This window comes from Eubacterium callanderi (genome assembly GCF_900142645.1).
GTDB classification, from domain to species: domain Bacteria; phylum Bacillota; class Clostridia; order Eubacteriales; family Eubacteriaceae; genus Eubacterium; species Eubacterium callanderi.
The window spans coordinates 20,108-36,516 of the sequence record NZ_FRBP01000011.1; the positions used below are offsets into that span (position 1 = coordinate 20,108).

The 16,409-nt window shown below is 51.4% G+C and carries 11 protein-coding genes and 1 other annotated feature; of the genes, 9 read left to right on the top strand and 2 right to left on the bottom strand.

Annotation, left to right across the window (positions count from 1 at the left end; genetic code table 11):
- Positions 1-4: 4 nt before the first annotated feature.
- The gene (locus tag BUC22_RS15110; RefSeq protein ID WP_013380973.1) at positions 5-700 is read right to left on the bottom strand and encodes a HesA/MoeB/ThiF family protein; all 696 of its coding nucleotides are present in this window, start codon (positions 698-700) and stop codon (positions 5-7) included.
- A 140-nt stretch (positions 701-840) separates the two neighbouring features.
- Positions 841-1,099, top strand: a binding site (T-box leader).
- Positions 1,100-1,209: 110 nt separating this feature from the next.
- Here BUC22_RS15110 and BUC22_RS15115 point away from each other — a divergent pair.
- Positions 1,210-2,748, top strand: a complete 1,539-nt coding sequence (locus tag BUC22_RS15115) for a sodium:solute symporter family protein (RefSeq protein ID WP_073383138.1) — start codon at positions 1,210-1,212, stop codon at positions 2,746-2,748.
- 154 nt (positions 2,749-2,902) lie between these two features.
- Positions 2,903-3,508 carry a DUF2284 domain-containing protein gene (locus BUC22_RS15120; RefSeq protein WP_013380970.1) on the top strand — a complete coding sequence of 202 codons (606 nt, stop codon included), beginning with the start codon at positions 2,903-2,905 and terminating at the stop codon, positions 3,506-3,508.
- A 292-nt stretch (positions 3,509-3,800) separates the two neighbouring features.
- Here BUC22_RS15120 and BUC22_RS15125 read toward each other — a convergent pair whose 3' ends face one another.
- The gene (locus BUC22_RS15125; protein WP_013380967.1) at positions 3,801-6,623 is read right to left on the bottom strand and encodes a transglycosylase domain-containing protein; all 2,823 of its coding nucleotides are present in this window, start codon (positions 6,621-6,623) and stop codon (positions 3,801-3,803) included.
- Between the two features lie 213 nt (positions 6,624-6,836).
- On the opposite strand from BUC22_RS15125, the gene hflX reads away from it, so the two are divergent.
- The 7 genes from hflX (at position 6,837) to mutS (ending at position 16,386) form a co-directional block, all read left to right on the top strand.
- A complete protein-coding gene (hflX, locus tag BUC22_RS15130; protein ID WP_013380966.1) occupies positions 6,837-8,648 on the top strand; it encodes a GTPase HflX in 1,812 nt (603 codons plus the stop codon).
- A gap of 12 nt (positions 8,649-8,660) precedes the next feature.
- Positions 8,661-9,302, top strand: a complete 642-nt coding sequence (locus tag BUC22_RS15135; protein WP_013380965.1) for a YigZ family protein — start codon at positions 8,661-8,663, stop codon at positions 9,300-9,302.
- A gap of 127 nt (positions 9,303-9,429) precedes the next feature.
- The gene (locus tag BUC22_RS15140) at positions 9,430-10,155 is read left to right on the top strand and encodes a YebC/PmpR family DNA-binding transcriptional regulator (protein WP_013380964.1); all 726 of its coding nucleotides are present in this window, start codon (positions 9,430-9,432) and stop codon (positions 10,153-10,155) included.
- A 30-nt stretch (positions 10,156-10,185) separates the two neighbouring features.
- Positions 10,186-10,557, top strand: a complete 372-nt coding sequence (locus tag BUC22_RS15145; protein WP_013380963.1) for a hypothetical protein — start codon at positions 10,186-10,188, stop codon at positions 10,555-10,557.
- 194 nt (positions 10,558-10,751) lie between these two features.
- Positions 10,752-12,248, top strand: a complete 1,497-nt coding sequence (locus BUC22_RS15150; RefSeq protein ID WP_013380962.1) for a bifunctional ADP-dependent NAD(P)H-hydrate dehydratase/NAD(P)H-hydrate epimerase — start codon at positions 10,752-10,754, stop codon at positions 12,246-12,248.
- Between the two features lie 8 nt (positions 12,249-12,256).
- Positions 12,257-13,576, top strand: coding sequence for a tRNA (N6-isopentenyl adenosine(37)-C2)-methylthiotransferase MiaB (gene miaB / locus BUC22_RS15155; protein WP_013380961.1), 1,320 nt, complete (start codon positions 12,257-12,259; stop codon positions 13,574-13,576).
- Positions 13,577-13,767: 191 nt separating this feature from the next.
- Positions 13,768-16,386 (top strand): DNA mismatch repair protein MutS, encoded by a 2,619-nt coding sequence (gene mutS / locus BUC22_RS15160; protein WP_394806801.1) that lies wholly within the window; start codon positions 13,768-13,770, stop codon positions 16,384-16,386.
- Positions 16,387-16,409: the final 23 nt, after the last annotated feature.

The window sequence follows — 16,409 nt, forward strand, 5'->3', positions numbered from 1 at the left end:
CTCCTTAAAGTTCAAAGGTTGTGAATTCGTTGTCGAGCAGATCGATATACAGCAGTTTTTTGCGCAGGATTTCCCCTTTTCCGGTCAGGACCTTCAGGGCCTCACTGACCTCCACCGCGGCGGCCAAAGCGGGCGTAAACGCCGGATTCCCGCCGCTCTGGGGCTTGTAGGCCTCGTCGCCCTCCTTTACCTTATAGAGCAGTGAAAGGGTATCGTCTCCAGGGAAAATGGTGGTAACCTGGGCGTTGAAGCCGCCGATGGCACCGTGTACCAGAGGCTTTTCCAGCTTTTTACAGGCTTTTTGGAGCGCGAAGCGCGCCGGGATGTTGTCCAGAGCGTCGATGACAACGTCGCTGTCGGCAATAAATTCCTCAGCGTTGCTCTCATTTAGAAAGACATCATATACGGTGACGGTAACGCCGCTGTTAATGGCGTGAACTCTGGCGGCAGCAGCCTCAGCCTTTGGGCAGCCGATGTTTTCCTCGGTGCACAGGAGCTGGCGGTTCAGGTTGGAGACATCGAAAATATCGCCGTCAACCAGAATGAGCCCATCGATGCCAATGCGGGCCAGCGCCTCGATAATATAGCCTCCCAGGCCGCCGCAGCCCACCACGCTGACGGTGCTGCGCTGGATAATGGCAAAATCATCCGGCGAAAAGGCCGGAAAGTTGCGGTCGTATCTTTTGGTAAAAAGGTTCATCAGAAGGCCTCCTCAATGCTTGATATGCCCATTATAGCACGGTTTATAACGAAAAACCAAGATTTCCTGCATAAAATTACTTTTGATGGATTGACAGACACACTTTAACATGATAGAATTTAAAAATCGAAACTGCAATGTTAAAGGCTGTGACCAGAAAGAAGTAGGAATGCTTAAGTCTCCCAGAGAGCTGCCGGTTGGTGTGAGGCGGTGAGAACGGCGTTTTGAATACATTTTGTGAGCTGTGTACCGAAAGGGTTTTCCGAGTAGGCTGCAACGGGAGCGCCCGTTAGAGCGCAAGGGTATAAGCGTGTGTGCGCCGTACCCTGTGAGCGTGTCCGCTGTGAAGCGGCGCGAAATTGAGGTGGTACCGCGGGTATATTAGCTCCCGTCCTCTGTCTGGAGGACGGGATTTTTTTATTTGGCATTTTCCTGTCCGACGGATGTTTCTGTGGCGTTTTGGTAAAGCGGGTTATCCGCAAATTAAAAGGAGAGGATTATGGTTTAAAATGACAGAAAAGATTGTTTTACTCGTGGCGTTTTTTGCCAGTATGGTGATCGTTGGCTTCTACTGCCGGAAGCATTCCACCGATGTCAATGGGTTTGTGTTGGGAGGCCGATCCGTGGGTCCGTGGTTAACGGCTTTTTCTTACGGGACTTCTTATTTTTCCGCCGTTATCTTTGTGGGCTATGCCGGACAGTTCGGCTGGAAATTTGGGATTGCGTCCACCTGGATTGGCCTGGGGAACGCGGTTTTGGGCTCGCTGCTGGCCTGGGTCGTGCTCGGGCGGCGCACCCGTATCATGACCCAGTATCTGGATACCGCCACCATGCCGGAATTTTTCGGCAAGCGCTTTGAATCAAATAAGCTGAAAATCGGGGCGTCTATCATTACCTTCGTGTTTTTAATCCCCTATACTGCCTCGCTTTATAATGGGCTCTCCCGTCTTTTCGGCATGGCCTTCAATATTGACTATACCGTCTGTATTGTCGTCATGGCGGTGCTGACAGGGATTTATGTAATAGCTGGGGGATATATGGCCACAGCCATCAATGATTTTATCCAGGGGATTATTATGATCTTTGGGATCATTGCCGTGGTGGCCGTGGTTTTGGGGAACAACGGCGGCTTTATGGAGGCGCTCAATACCCTGTCCCATGTCAATGACCCGGCGGTCTCCAGCCAGGCAGGGGCCTTCACGTCCTTCTTTGGCCCAGACCCTTTGTCGCTGCTGGGGGTTATTATCCTGACCTCCCTGGGAACCTGGGGCCTGCCGCAGATGGTCGGTAAGTTCTACGCGATCAAGGATGAGCACTCCATCAATAAGGGCATGGTTATTTCCACCTTTTTCGCCATTATTGTCGCTGGCGGCTCCTACTTTTTAGGCGGTTTTGGCCGCCTGTTCTCTGACCGGATCGACATTGCGACAGGAGGCTATGACGCCATTATCCCAACCATGCTGGAGGATCTGCCGTCCCTGCTCATTGGGATTGTGGTGATCCTGGTTCTGTCGGCGTCCATGTCCACACTGTCTTCGCTCGTCATGGCGTCCAGCTCGACCCTGGCCCTTGACCTGATCAAGGACAACCTGATTAAGAACATGGATGAAAAAAAGCAGGTCTTTACGATTCGGTGCCTGATTGTGGTCTTTATTTTGATTTCAGTGATTATTGCCATTGTGCAGTACAAGAGCTCGGTCACCTTTATTGCCCAGCTCATGGGCATATCCTGGGGTGCTTTAGCCGGTGCGTTTCTGGCACCGTTCCTTTACGGCCTGTACTGGAAGCGGACAACCAAAGCAGCAGTCTGGGTTTCCTTTATTTTCAGCACGGTGCTCATGATCTGCAATATGCTCTTCCGCACGGCTTTCCCGCCGATTTTGCAGTCACCCATCAACGCGGGCGCCTTTGCCATGATTATGGGCCTGATCTTTGTGCCGGTCATCAGTCTTCTGACCAAAGCGCCCAGCAAGCGCCTGGTGGACGACGCCTTTGCATCCTACGATACCAAGGTCATTGTATCGGTTAAGGAAGATCTGGGAGAATAAAACAATATTTAAGACACCCTCTGCCTTTTGGCAGAGGGTGTTTTTTATGTCTGAGGCGGTTCCTTATGCGTTTTTTAAAAAACTGAAAAGGTTTGACAAGCGGGCTTTTTGTCACTATACTGAGTACAGGTAAATGATTACAGGAGGAAAAACAATGGCAGATAACGCTAAAGACAGGACCTTTGAGACGGCTGAGCTGCCGGAATACCGGGTGGAGGCCTACGTGGCTGAGGTACCCGTTCCCGAATATATGGAAAGCTGCGTGGATATTCCCACCTTTTTGGGTTATTGCGAGGCCTGTCCAAGCTATGAAAAAACCTGGGCCTGCCCGCCCTTTGATTTTTCAGTTCAGGATTTCTGGCTGGGCTACCGGAGCTTTTACATGAGCGGCAAGAAAATTGTCTTTGATACCCGGGAGCTTGGGCGGAAATATGCGGTGGAGGATTTTAAAGAGATTTCCAGGCAGATCCTTAAAAAAGAGAGCCACGCTCTCGAGGATGAGCTCATAAAGCTTGAAGCCCAGTATCCGGGCAGTGTGGCGCTGTCGATGGGCAGCTGCGATGTCTGTGGAGAAGCAGGCTGCAGCAGACCTCTGGGAGAGCCCTGCAGGAGACCGGAAAGAATGCGCCATTCGGTAGAATCTGTAGGCGGCAATGTGGGGCTGTCGGTTAAGAAATACCTGAAACAGGAAATACAGTGGATGTCTGAGGAGAGGCTGCCCGATTATTTTATACTGATGGGCGGGCTTTTGAAGAAATAAAAAAAGGGCTGCAAAGCCCTTTTTAGCATGTAGACAAATGTTGTCATGAAGAGGTGAAGCGTTAAAGAGAGGACGGTTCAGTTGAAAGTGGCTAGTGGAAAGTTCAGGTGCAAATCTGCCGCTGGCAGATTTGATGTGATGCGGCCTATGGCCGCATTTTTAATCACTTTGGCGTCAGCCAAAGGGGTCATGAACCTTCCATCTTCCAATTTCCACCTGAAACAGTTTTCTGCTTTAACTTTGAATCAAGCTTTCGGTTTTTTGACAGCCTGAAAAGGGCTGAGAAGCCGTTTTAGCTTGTGACGCTGATGTTTAACGTGCGTGTGTAGGTGGTTTCGTAGGTTTTTACCTGGCTGCCCTGCTGATAGTTGACAGAGACCTTCTGGGATACAGTGACCTGGGTAACGCCGGGGCTGACCGCGGTAATTTGAATCTGATTGCCGTTCTGGGAAACCGAGGCGGAGGAGCCGCTTGCGGAAACCACTGTGGCCGGGTTGTTGGGGCCATTGGCAGTAACGGTGATGGATTTTCCAGACTGCATGTTGAGGGTGCCCCCAACAGCGCCGCCGTTTACCAGGAATGTGATCTCAACCCCGGGAGCGGTGGTGTGGACCGGGCAGGTCTGGGATTCGGGCGGGACCATGACGGACGCCTCGGAGGAGGCAATATAGTCCGAATCTACTGGCGTGATCCCCTGGGGGAAATTCCGGTTGACCTTTTGCAGGCGCACCACACTCTGCACCGAGCTGGCCGGGCAGTAGGGAGTCGCGTAGCTGTTTGTGGTGACATCCAGCGTAACCAGTGTATGGCAGTCATCCTTTTCGGTAGGGGCGGTGCCGTCGATAAACATTTCATTAAACACCATGGATCCTCTTGGATCTCTGGCCGATAAATCGGTGGCCAGCTTGCCGGAGACGCGGTCAATGGCCGCGGTGACAATGCCGCCAGGGTTATCCGGGAAAGCAGCCGGCTCAAGGCTTTCGTGAATATCGTTCATCACGGCCTCAAACATGGACGCGGGACCGGGCTTGCTGCCGCCAAAGATACCGATATTTAGATAATAGGTGCCTTCGTTGGTTTCCACGACATTTTCATCATAGCCATACCATACCGCCATGGAATAATAGGGGGTGTAGCCGCAGAACCACGCATGGCGGTTTTCATCGGTGGTACCGGTCTTTCCTGCCACAGGCTGGCCGTCCACATAAATATTGGTGGTTCCGCCGTTTACAACCCCTTTCAGGGCGTCGGTCATCAGATAGGCGGTCTGGGGCTTAAAGACCTGTTCAGAGCTGTCTGATTTTTCAAGCAGGGTTTTTCCGCTTCGGTCTACGACCTTTGTGTAGAAAGATGGTTTTTTGTGAACGCCCATATTTGGGAAGGTAGAATAAGCGCTGGCCATAGCCAGTGAGGACTGCCCGTGGGTATAGCCCCCGAGAGCCAGAGCTGCTGGCGTCATGTCATTGGCGTCGCCGTCCTGTACAATGTCCAGGCCAAGACGGGTGCCGTAGAGAGCAGACTGGGTGAGCCCGGTCGCCACATTGGCCTGGACGGCAATGGTGTTCACCGAGCTGGTGATCCCCTCGCGCACAGTTGTCAGGCCCTCAAAGGTGCCGCTGGAGTTGTTTGGGCGCCAGCCCTGATAGGCGATTGGCACATCGGCAAAAACAGTGCCGAGGGTGATGGCTCCGGTGTCAATCCCGGGGCCATAGGCAGTCAGGGGCTTGGTTGAGGAGCCAGGCTGGAATTTCCGGGTGGCCCGGTTCAGAGACAGGTTGGTCTTTTCTTCCCGGCCGCCAACAATACCGGCCACATTGCCGGTGTTGTTGTCAATGACGGTCATGCCGACCTCAGGAATATAGTTTGTTTCCACGCCTGTATCAGCCGTTTTAGCCTCAGAGGCCGCCGCTGCCGAGCCAGACTGGGAAGGGTAGAGATCTTCGTTCAGAGATTCTGCTTCCATGGCGCTCTGGACCTTTGGGTCGACGGTGGCGTAAATGGTGAGCCCGCCGCCAAGCAGCATATCCGTCGCCTCGTTTTCGGTATAGCGGTATTTTGTCTGAAGATCATTTACGACTTGTTCATAGACGGCGTCGGTAAAATAGGAATAGGTGTTGTCTGGTTCATTATAGACAAGCCCTACCTGATTGCCAGAAAGCTCCGCACTGGCCTCGTTGTACTGAGCCTGGTCAATATAACCCAGCTCCAGCATCTTATCGATGACCAGCAGTGAGCGTTCCATGTTGTTGGGGTTCAGGGTATAGCGGCCGTCTGGCTCAGTAGCAAAAACATCATTGCCCTGCTCATCGGTCGTATAGACATAAGGGTCATAATAGGACGGCGAGTTCGCAATGGAGGCCAGTATGGCCCCCTGGGCCACATTCAGGTCGGAGACGCTTTTGCCGAAATAAATTTCGGAAGCGGCCTGAACACCCCATGCGTGGGAGAGGTTAATCTTGTTCAGGTAGGCCTCCAAAATCTGGTCTTTGGTATAGACCCGTTCCAACTTAGTGGCCAGCACCATTTCCTGAAATTTGCGGGTGACGGTTTTTTCTGAGGTCAGGTGCGTGAGCTTTATGAGCTGCTGAGTAATGGTACTTCCGCCCGGCCCGTCCAGGCTTCCGCCCGAAAAAAGCACACCGGCCAGAGCCCGGCCAAAGCGTTTGTAATCCACACCGTGGTGGCTGCGGAAACGCTGGTCCTCAATGGCGATAAAGGCATTCTGCACATGGTCTGGAATGGTGTCGATGGAGACGATCTCCCGCCGCTCAGCACCCTGGAGGTCCTGGTAGAAATTGCCATTGACATCCATGATACGGGCGTTTTCGATGTAATTAAAATTGTCGGTGTCAAGGGGCGGCGTCTGGGCATAAAGCACGCTAAAGGCAGCGCCGCCGCCTGCGAGCGCTAAAACAAAAAGAATGATAAAAATCAACCCGACCTTTTGGGGAATGGTCCGGTCATCCCAGCCCTTTTTCTTTTTTTTAGGGTTTTTGGAAACTGGTTTCTCCGTTTTTCTGCCGTTTGGGGCGGCGTCTTTTCGGAGCGGTGTTTTCGGTTTTGAACTTTGTTTTTTCCGGGGTTCATTTTCAGGGGGTGTTTTATCTTCTAACATTATAAAACCTCCTACTTACTTAAGTTTCTGACCGTACTATTATATCTGTAAACGAAAAAAATAGCAATAAAATCGACAATGGAGAATTCCAGGGTAGAATAGATGAAGTAAATTACCGACCTTTTTTTAAGGCATTCGTGTTATAATAAACTCGCTGTCTGTGCAGACTGTCTGCGGCAGCAGCGGCGATTACTATATATTAAGGAAGTATTTATGACTGAAGTAAAGGCAGAAGGGGTGCGCCGGAGCATCCTGGAAGAACTGAATAAACTGATTGGCTATACCATGGAGAACCAGGTACTCCTGGATGAGGATGTGCTTGCAGTGCTGGTCCGGCTCACGAAGACCCTGGGACGGGAAATTCTGGTGATGACCAATGACAAAAGCAAAATTGAATATGTGGGGATCGGCGACGCATCCAAGGTACCTTTGGACCACTCCAGGGTTCAGGAAAACCGGAAAGGCCTGAACCGCATCCGGGTTATCCATACCCATCCCGGCGGAAACCCGCATCTGTCAGAGGAGGATTTTTCAGCGTCGGATCATTTGTCAGTGGAATGTATGGTGGCCGTGGGCGTGGGGGAAGATAAGCCCGTACTGTTCGGTATTGGCGCGCCGGTGGTCAAAGATGGGCAGGTGGTCTATGGCATGGGCATCTGCGAGTCTCTGGGCCAGCTGAACCGCTTTCCGCTGGAAAATTATGTGCTGGCCGCTAACCGCGCTCTGCGGCGGGACCCGGGTGCGGGCTTCGACCTTGAGGGTGAGAGGGAGCGTGCGCTTCTCATCGGAGTAGAGGTGAACGGCAGCCGCGGCGGTATCGACCTTGAGGAATCCATGGAAGAGCTGGCCCGGCTGGTCGAAACGGCTGAAGGCGATGTGGCTGAGGTGGTAACCCAGCACCGGCCACAGGTTGATCCGGTCTTTTATGTTGGTCGGGGAAAGCTTCTGGAAATTCTGAAAATAATCCAGAATAAGGATATTAACCTGATTGTGGCCAACGATGAGCTCAGCGCCAACCAGATCGGCAATATTGAGGGCATCACCGGCGTCAAAACCATTGACCGCACCACCATCATTCTCGATATTTTCGCCCGCCAGGCAAAAACCCGGGAGGGTAAGCTCCAGGTGGAGCTGGCCCAGCAGAAGTACCGCCTCAGCCATTTGAAGGGCCTGGGGATTGTGCTGTCCCGTACCGGAGGGGGCATCGGCACCCGCGGTCCGGGTGAAAAGAAGCTGGAAACGGACAGGCGCCATATCCGCAGGCAGATTGACGAGCTGGAGCGCAAAAACGCCAAAATCAACCAGACCAATGAGCTGAATGCCAAGGGACGCAAGAAAAACAATATCCGTACCGTTTCCCTTATTGGCTATACCAACTCGGGCAAGAGCACACTGTTTAATGTGCTCACAGAAAGCGACGCGGTCATCAAGGATGGGCTGTTCATCACCCTGGACTCCACCATCCGAAAGGTACGCCCCGAGGCCGGGGACTACCTGGTATCCGATACGGTAGGCTTTATCGAGAAGCTTCCCCATGAGCTGATCAAGGCCTTTAAAACGACCTTGAAAGAGGTGGAAACCGCCGACCTGCTTCTGCATGTGGTGGACGCCTCCAACCCTAATTATAAAAGCCAGATCGAGGTGGTCAATCAGGTGCTGCGGGATATCGGGTCAGGCCATAAGAAGGTGTTGATGGTCTATAACAAGATGGACAGGCTGCCGCCTGAAGAGCGGGAGCGCTTTGAGAACAGAGCCGCCCGGGCTGGCGACGCCATCTGCATTTCTGCAAGGGAGAAATGGCATATCGGGGCACTGACAGAAATAATTGACGGTGATCTCAGGGGCATGTCGCTTGAAAAGACCTATTGTATTCCTTATGAGGACAGCCGCGCCATGGCCGTGCTCCATGAAAAGAGTACGGTTCTGGATACCCGGTACGATGAGGGCGGCACACGGGTCCGGGTTTCCATAAACGCAGACTTTCCAGCGCATCAATATGAAAAGTATGAAGTAGAAGCTGAGTAACAGGAGGATAGAATGGAACAGCAGGATTATCTGACAGTGCTCACCCCCTTTGAGACAGAGCTTGAGATTAAAAAATCCCGTTTTATCGGGCGGGTTTACCCCATTCAGGATGAAACCGAGGCGGATACGATTCTCGCCGCGGTAAAAAAAGAGCATTACAAGGCCACCCATGTTTGCTCTGCCTGGGTTCTGAACACGGTTCCGGCCCGCCAGAAGGCAAGCGACGACGGCGAGCCCTCGGGAACGGCTGGGAAGCCGATTCTGGAGGTCATTAACAAGCGCGCGGTTAAAAATGTACTGGTGCTGGTCATCCGCTATTTTGGCGGGATCAAGCTGGGCGCTGGCGGTCTTATCCGGGCCTACAGCGGGACAGCGGCCGAAGTTCTGAACCAGTGCGAGGTGGTCAAGAAGCAGTTTTCTGACATTATTAAAGTTGAGATCGACTATACGAGCTACGGCGGACTGATGAATGTACTGGCCGCCGCAGGCTATAAGCCAGCCGCCGAAAGCTTTGGCGAAAAGGTGGGTCTGGACTTTGAAATCGAGGTAAAGAAAACCGAGGGTTTCCTGGCGCTGATCCGGGAAACCACCAACGGGCGTTTTGATTACGCGGTTGTGGAACAGCGCTACGTGGACATACCTTTTTTAAATTAAGCGTTGATGAACCGAAACGTGTATGATACAATTAATAGTCGGAACAAGAATTTATATAAAGCATTGCAGTAAAGGCGTATAACGCGCTTTGTTGCAGTGATGATTGAACTTTAAACGGAGGAATAATATGTCAGGACATTCAAAATGGGCCAATATTAAAAACAGAAAAGGGAAACAGGATGCTGCCAAGGGTAAGGTTTTTACTAAAATGGCAAAATACATCGCTGTCGCTGCGCGTGAAGGCGGATCAGACCCTGAAATGAACGCGAAACTGCGCGACGCCGTGGCAAAGGCAAAGGCTGCCAACATGCCGAATGATAACATTGACCGCGCCATTAAAAAGGGTGCCGGTGAGCTTCAGGGCGCTGTGTATGAAGAAATTACCTATGAAGGCTACGGCCCATCAGGTGTTGCGGTTATTGTGCAGTGTCTGACTGACAATAAAAACAGAACCGCGGGCGATGTGCGCCACGCTTTTGATAAAAACGGCGGAAACCTTGGAACCAGCGGCTGTGTAAGCTTTATGTTTACCAAAAAAGGCCGTATCATGATCGAAAAGAGCGACGTCATCGACGAGGATGAACTGATGATGGTTGCCCTGGACGCAGGTGCGGAGGATATGGAAACTTCAGATGAAGGTTACGAAATCTCCACCACCCCAGAGGATTTCGCGGCGGTTATGGACGCCTTGAGAGATAACGGCATCGAGGTGTTATCCGGCGAGGTTGCCATGATCCCATCTACCGAAACCTCATTAAGCGAAGAGGACGCTAAAAAAATGGAAAAAATGCTGGATATGTTTGACGATAACGATGATATCCAGGAAGTATGGCACAACTGGAACGAAGAATAAATACCCGCGGGCCGATTTGGAGGTACCCAGATGAGTAAAAAGAAAAAAAAGCCGGTAAAAGAGCCAAAGGTTAAGAAACAGGGAAAGGGTAAGGACTTTCTGGTCTTTATCATCATTGCTTTCGTCATGGTCTTTTTAACCTCATCCTTTATTGTGGAGGATGTTTATAATTATGCAGACCGTATTGTCATGACACCGGAAGGTGTGAAGGAAGTATATGCGGCCAGTATAGGCCAGTCAACCTTTGTGGAAGAAGTGAAGGAAAAAAACAATTCGAGCACGACCACACAGAAAGCACAGCCGACAGCAGAGCCGACGGTAACGCCGGAGCCGACTACAGCAGCGACGCCGGAGGCCACCCCAGAGGAAAATCCGACGCCGACCCCGGCAGAGAACGAGTAAAAATAAAGGTTGTTTAAGAGAAGTAAGGACTTTCACCGGTTCTTACTTTTTTATGCTTTACAAGACGTTAAAGTCTGATATAATCTAATCATCTTAAGATATAAAGACGCCCGGCCCTTATGAAAAAAACGCGTTTGCGCGTACTTCGTTTACAGCTTACAGGCCGGAGGATCGATAAAGAAAAGAGGACTAAAATGAAGGTGGTAACGCCACAGGAAATGGCACAAATGGACCAGAAAACAATTGCTTCCGGTATCAGTGGAATTGATTTGATGGAAAAAGCCGGTACCGAGTGTACCCAGGTGATTGAAAGCACGCTGAAGGAGGATATGCTGATCTGTGTAATCTGCGGTCCAGGCAATAACGGCGGCGATGGTCAGGTCATTGCCAGACAGCTCAGCGAAAAGGGCTTTTCGGTTCAGGTGTTCTTCACCGAACCCGCGGATAAGATGTCTCCGGACAGCCAGACCAACTACAGCCGTCTTCAGGAGACCAGTGCAGTCGTCCAGTTTTTGTCGCATGAGGCTGGCCTTGAAGGCTTTGAGGCCTCTCTGGCCGGAGCAGATCTGGTGGTGGACGCTGTTTTTGGAACAGGGCTTAAGGACCGCCCGCTGGGAGAATGGTACGAAAAGCTGCTGAACGCCATTAACGCGTGTGGAAAACGCATTGTCGCCATTGACATTCCTTCTGGCCTGCGGGGGGATAACGGGCTGACACTGGAGGCCGCCGTGGAGGCAGATCAGACCATTATTATCCAGAACTATAAGGTGGGCTGTCTGCTGAACGACGGTCCGGACTGTGTGGGCGAGCCGGTGCTTGTGGACATCGGAATTGACGAAAACTGCATCGAAAACAACAAATATTTTGTGCAGAAGCAAAACCTGCGCTGTCCGGTAAAGCGTAAAAAGAATTCCCATAAATACGATTATGGCTCAGTGGTGATTATTGCAGGCTCAAAGGGGATGATTGGCGCAGGACTTTTGGCCACCGAAGGCGCCCTGAAGAGCGGCGCAGGCCTGGTTACCAGCTATGTCCCGTTGGAGGTTTATCTGCCAGTGGCGGCACGCTCCCCGGTTGAGGTCATGATCAAAACCTACGACTGCAATATTACCGGGGAGGATATCGAGCATGACCGCAAGCGCGTGGTGCTCATCGGGCCAGGGATTGGCCGCAAAAAGAATTACAGTATTATTTTAAACGACCTGCTGTACAATACCACAGTCCCGGTAGTCATCGACGCTGACGGGCTTTTCCACCTGTCCAGAAACCTGGACGTACTCAAAGAGTCTAAAACACCGGTGATCCTGACGCCCCATTTTGGAGAATTTTCGACGCTTACCGGCGTAGACCGGGAAGACATTCTGGAAGACCCCATTAGCTATGGCCGTCGTTTTGCAGAGGAATACCAGGTAGTGCTGGTGCTTAAGGGCTACAGAACCATGATATGCAGTCCGGAGGGCGAGGTCTTTTTTAATTCAACCAGCAACCCGGGAATGGCGACCGCCGGTTCCGGCGATGTGCTGGCCGGGATGATCGCAGGCTTTGCGGGACAGAGCGTGGACCTGCTTGAGGCGGCGAAGGCCGGCGTTTTTTACCACGGCGCCGCTGGCGATTACTACGCTAAACGTTATGGTGAAAGCACCCTGACAGCGAGAAATATCATTGATTCGTTTAAATATGTACTCAATTAGGAGGGTTAATGAATAAGACATATAAAATAATGACTTTTGGCTGCCAGATGAACGAAAATGATTCTGAAAAGATTTCGGGTTTGCTGAAAAATATGGGTTACACGCCCGAGGAGGATGTCAATAAGGCAGGAGTCGTTATCCTGAATACCTGCAGCGTGCGTGAAAACGCGGATGTGCGTGTGTTTGGAAATCTGGGCACCTTTAAATCCGTCAAAAAAGTAAATCCTGATCTTGTGCTGGCAGTATGCGGCTGTATGATGCAGCAGCCGGAGATCGTCAAAAAAATAAAAGAAAAATATCCCCAGGTTGATCTGGTTTTCGGAACGCACAATATTCACCAGTTTCCTCAGATGCTGGGAAATTATCTGCAAAGAGGCGAACGGATTTTTGAAATCTGGGACGACAGCCATGAGATTATTGAGGATCTGCCAGTGGATCGGAAATACCCTTTTAAAAGCTTTGTGACCATTATGAACGGGTGCAATAATTTCTGCACCTACTGCATCGTCCCTTATACCAGAGGCCGTGAGGTCAGCCGCCAGCCGGAAAAGATCATCGAAGAGGTGACCCGCCTGGCCGATGAGGGCTGTCTTGAGGTCACGCTTTTAGGGCAGAATGTAAACTCCTACGGTAACGATCTGAAAACAGGGTACCATTTTGCCGACCTGCTCAGGGATCTGAACCAAATCGAAAAAATTAAGCGCATCCGTTTTATGACCTCCCATCCGAAGGATCTGACTGACGAGGTCATTGAGGCCATCGCCCAGTGTGACAAAGTCTGCCCGGCCATCCACCTGGCCATCCAGTCCGGGAGCACCCGGGTATTAAAGGCCATGAACCGCCGCTATACCAAGGAGCAGATCATTGATCTGGTGGACAAGGTACGGAGCAGAATACCAGATGTGGCCATCACAACCGATATTATCGTGGGCTTTCCGGGGGAAACCGAGGAGGATTTTCAGGATACGCTGGAAGTGATGCGGGCCTGTAAATTTGACTCCGCCTTTTCTTTCATTTATTCCATAAGAACCGGCACCCCGGCCGCCACCATGGAGAACCAGATTCCGGATGAAATCAAGCATGACCGGCTAAACCGCCTGCTGGACGTCCTGCGCGATATCAGCTTTGGCCTCAACAGTAAATATGAGGGCAGAGTGCTCCCGGTACTGGTGGAAGAACCCAGCAAAAACAACAGCGACCGCCTCAGCGGCCGCACCGAAACGGGTAAGCTGGTCAATTTTGAGGGGAGCTTTGAAAACATCGGGAAGATCGTAAACGTAAAAATTACCAAGGCCGGCAGCTTTAGCCTGACCGGAGTGGAAATTTAATACAATGGAGAATTAAGAATTGAGAATGGAGAATTATAGGAACAAAATGCTCTCGCATTTTGAATAAAATAGCGGCCTGCCGGCCGCTGTCTAATCGCTTTTTCGATAGAAAAAGGGGTCTTAAATTTTCCATTTTCCATTCTCCATTTTCAATTAATCAAGAAAGGGGTGATCATTTGGGCCTGACACCAATGATGCAGCAGTATTTGGAAACCCACGAGAAGGTAAAGGACGCGATTTTATTTTTTCGGCTCGGGGATTTTTATGAAATGTTTTTTGACGATGCCTTAAAGGCCTCGAAGGAGCTTGAGATCGCCTTAACCGGCAGAGATTGTGGACTGGACGAGCGCGCGCCCATGTGCGGGGTGCCTTACCACGCGGCCGAAAGCTATATTACCAAACTGGTGGAAAAAGGCTATAAGGTAGCCATCTGCGAACAGATGGAGGACCCCTCGGTGGCAAAGGGGATCGTCAAGCGCGAGATTATCCGGGTGATCTCCCCGGGCACCATCGCTGAGGGGAAGCTGCTGGAATCAAAAAAGAATAATTATCTGATGTCTCTGTACCAGGAAAAAAACACCATCGGCCTGGCCTATCTGGATATTTCCACCGGAGACTTTTTTGTCACGGAAATTTCAGGGAAAAATACGCTGGCGCTGCTGATGGATGAGGTGGGAAAAATTGGCCCCTCGGAAATTTTAGTCAATCCCACGCTTTTTAAGGACACCGGAACCATTAAAACGCTGGAAGAAAAATTTGGGATTATGACCAATTTATATCCGGCCAGATATTTTGAGTTCAAGGCTTCAGAGTCAAGGCTCAAGGAGCAGTTTGACGTTTATTCTTTGACAGCTCTGGATCTGGAGCGGCGGGAGCACAGTGTTCGGGCTGCTGGCGCGCTCCTGCGCTATATTGACGAGACCCAGAAGCGGGTGCTCACGCATATTAACCATGTATCCTACTATAAGAATGATGAATATATGATTCTGGACCTGTCCACAAGACGCAACCTGGAGCTGACCGAAACCATACGCTCCGGGGAAAAGAAGGGAAGCCTGCTCTGGGTTTTGGATAAGACGGTCACCGCCATGGGCGGGCGAATGCTGCGAAGATGGCTGGAAGCGCCGCTGCTCGAAAAAAAGGCCATTGAAGCCCGGCAGGATATGGTGGAGGAGCTTTACCGCCATCCGGGAGCTCTGAAGGATTTAAAGGGCGTTTTGGGAAAAGTATACGACCTTGAGCGTATCTGCGGGAAAATATCCTTTGGAACCTGTAACCCCAAGGATATGCTGTCGCTTAAGCAGTCTGTTTCTGCCCTGCCGCTGCTGCAGGCGTTTTTTGCCGGCATTGACGCTCCGGTGTTCAGAAAGCGCTACGGAGAAGCAGATTTGTTAACCGATATTTACGAGCTCATTGATGCCAGCATTGATGATAACGCGCCCTTTGCCCTGAAGGATGGCAAGGTCATCAAGCGCGGCTACAATGAGGAGATTGACGGCTACCGCGAGGCCAGCGAAAAAGGGAAGGACTGGATTCGTGACCTGGAGCTTAAGGAACGGGAGCGCACAGGCATCAAATCACTGAAGGTCAAGTACAACCGTGTGTTTGGCTATTTCATTGAGATTACCAAGACTAATCTGGACCAGACCCCCGAGGATTATATCCGTAAACAGACCCTGGCCAACGCAGAGCGCTTTTTCACTCCGGAGCTCAAGGAAATGGAAACCAGGATTCTCGGCTCAGAGGAGCGGCTGGCGCAGCTGGAATATGAGCTTTTCCAGGATGTCCGGGAAAAAATCATCGCGCAGATCGCCAGAATCCAAAAACGGGCCAGAGATGTGGCCGAAATCGATGCCCTGTATTCTCTGGCGCAGGTTGCCATAGCGGGCAACTATGTAAAACCTGAGATCACAAACGGACCGGAGCTGGAAATCGAAAATGGCCGTCACCCAGTGGTAGAGGAGATCATCGGTATCAATCATTTTGTGACCAACGGCTGCCACTTTGACGGCAAGGACCTCCGGATGATGCTGATCACCGGACCCAATATGGCCGGAAAATCCACCTATATCCGCCAGGTAGCAGTCATTGCTCTTATGGCCCAGATTGGTTCCTTTATCCCGGCAGACAGCGGGAGAATCGGTATTGTCGACCGTATTTTCACCCGTGTCGGAGCTTCCGATGATCTGGCGACCGGGCAGAGCACCTTTATGGTTGAGATGACCGAGGTATCCAATATTCTCAAAAACGCCACCCAGGACAGCCTGGTCATTCTGGATGAAATCGGCCGGGGGACCAGCACCTTTGACGGTATCAGCATTGCCTGGGCGGTGGTGGAATACCTCTGGGACGAGCAGATTATCGGGGCTAAAACGCTTTTTGCCACCCACTATCATGAGCTCACAGAACTCGAGCATCTGAAGCCTGGCATCAAAAATTTCAGCATTGGCGTCAGGGAAACCCCGGAGGGGGTGGTCTTTTTAAGAAAGATCAAGCCCGGCAGCGCAGACCAGAGCTATGGGATCGAGGTCGCCAGGCTCGCAGGGTTCCCGCCGGCGGTTACCAACCGCGCCAGGGAAATTTTGAATATCCTGGATCAGGGCGAGGACACCTACCGTGAGGGAATGATCGCGGCTGAAAAACCGTCCTTTGAGAGCGCTCAGATAAATTTCTTCGACAGGATTCCTGCTATGTCAGAAGAAGAAAAAGCAGTGCTCAACAGTATAAAAGACCTGTCCATAAATGAGATGACCCCAATGGAGGCCATGAATCAGCTTTACGGCCTGCAGAGCAAGCTGAAGGATAATTAAGGGCGCGCAGCCAAGAGGTGAAA

What these genes read in the sequence shown, in the direction of transcription:
- BUC22_RS15110 (WP_013380973.1), bottom strand. Translation starts at nt 700, where the DNA reads ATGAACCTTTTTACCAAAAGATACGACCGCAACTTTCCGGCCTTTTCG.
- BUC22_RS15115 (WP_073383138.1), top strand. Translation starts at nt 1,210, where the DNA reads ATGACAGAAAAGATTGTTTTACTCGTGGCGTTTTTTGCCAGTATGGTG.
- BUC22_RS15120 (WP_013380970.1), top strand. Translation starts at nt 2,903, where the DNA reads ATGGCAGATAACGCTAAAGACAGGACCTTTGAGACGGCTGAGCTGCCG.
- BUC22_RS15125 (WP_013380967.1), bottom strand. Translation starts at nt 6,623, where the DNA reads ATGTTAGAAGATAAAACACCCCCTGAAAATGAACCCCGGAAAAAACAA.
- hflX (WP_013380966.1), top strand. Translation starts at nt 6,837, where the DNA reads ATGACTGAAGTAAAGGCAGAAGGGGTGCGCCGGAGCATCCTGGAAGAA.
- BUC22_RS15135 (WP_013380965.1), top strand. Translation starts at nt 8,661, where the DNA reads ATGGAACAGCAGGATTATCTGACAGTGCTCACCCCCTTTGAGACAGAG.
- BUC22_RS15140 (WP_013380964.1), top strand. Translation starts at nt 9,430, where the DNA reads ATGTCAGGACATTCAAAATGGGCCAATATTAAAAACAGAAAAGGGAAA.
- BUC22_RS15145 (WP_013380963.1), top strand. Translation starts at nt 10,186, where the DNA reads ATGAGTAAAAAGAAAAAAAAGCCGGTAAAAGAGCCAAAGGTTAAGAAA.
- BUC22_RS15150 (WP_013380962.1), top strand. Translation starts at nt 10,752, where the DNA reads ATGAAGGTGGTAACGCCACAGGAAATGGCACAAATGGACCAGAAAACA.
- miaB (WP_013380961.1), top strand. Translation starts at nt 12,257, where the DNA reads ATGAATAAGACATATAAAATAATGACTTTTGGCTGCCAGATGAACGAA.
- mutS (WP_394806801.1), top strand. Translation starts at nt 13,768, where the DNA reads ATGATGCAGCAGTATTTGGAAACCCACGAGAAGGTAAAGGACGCGATT.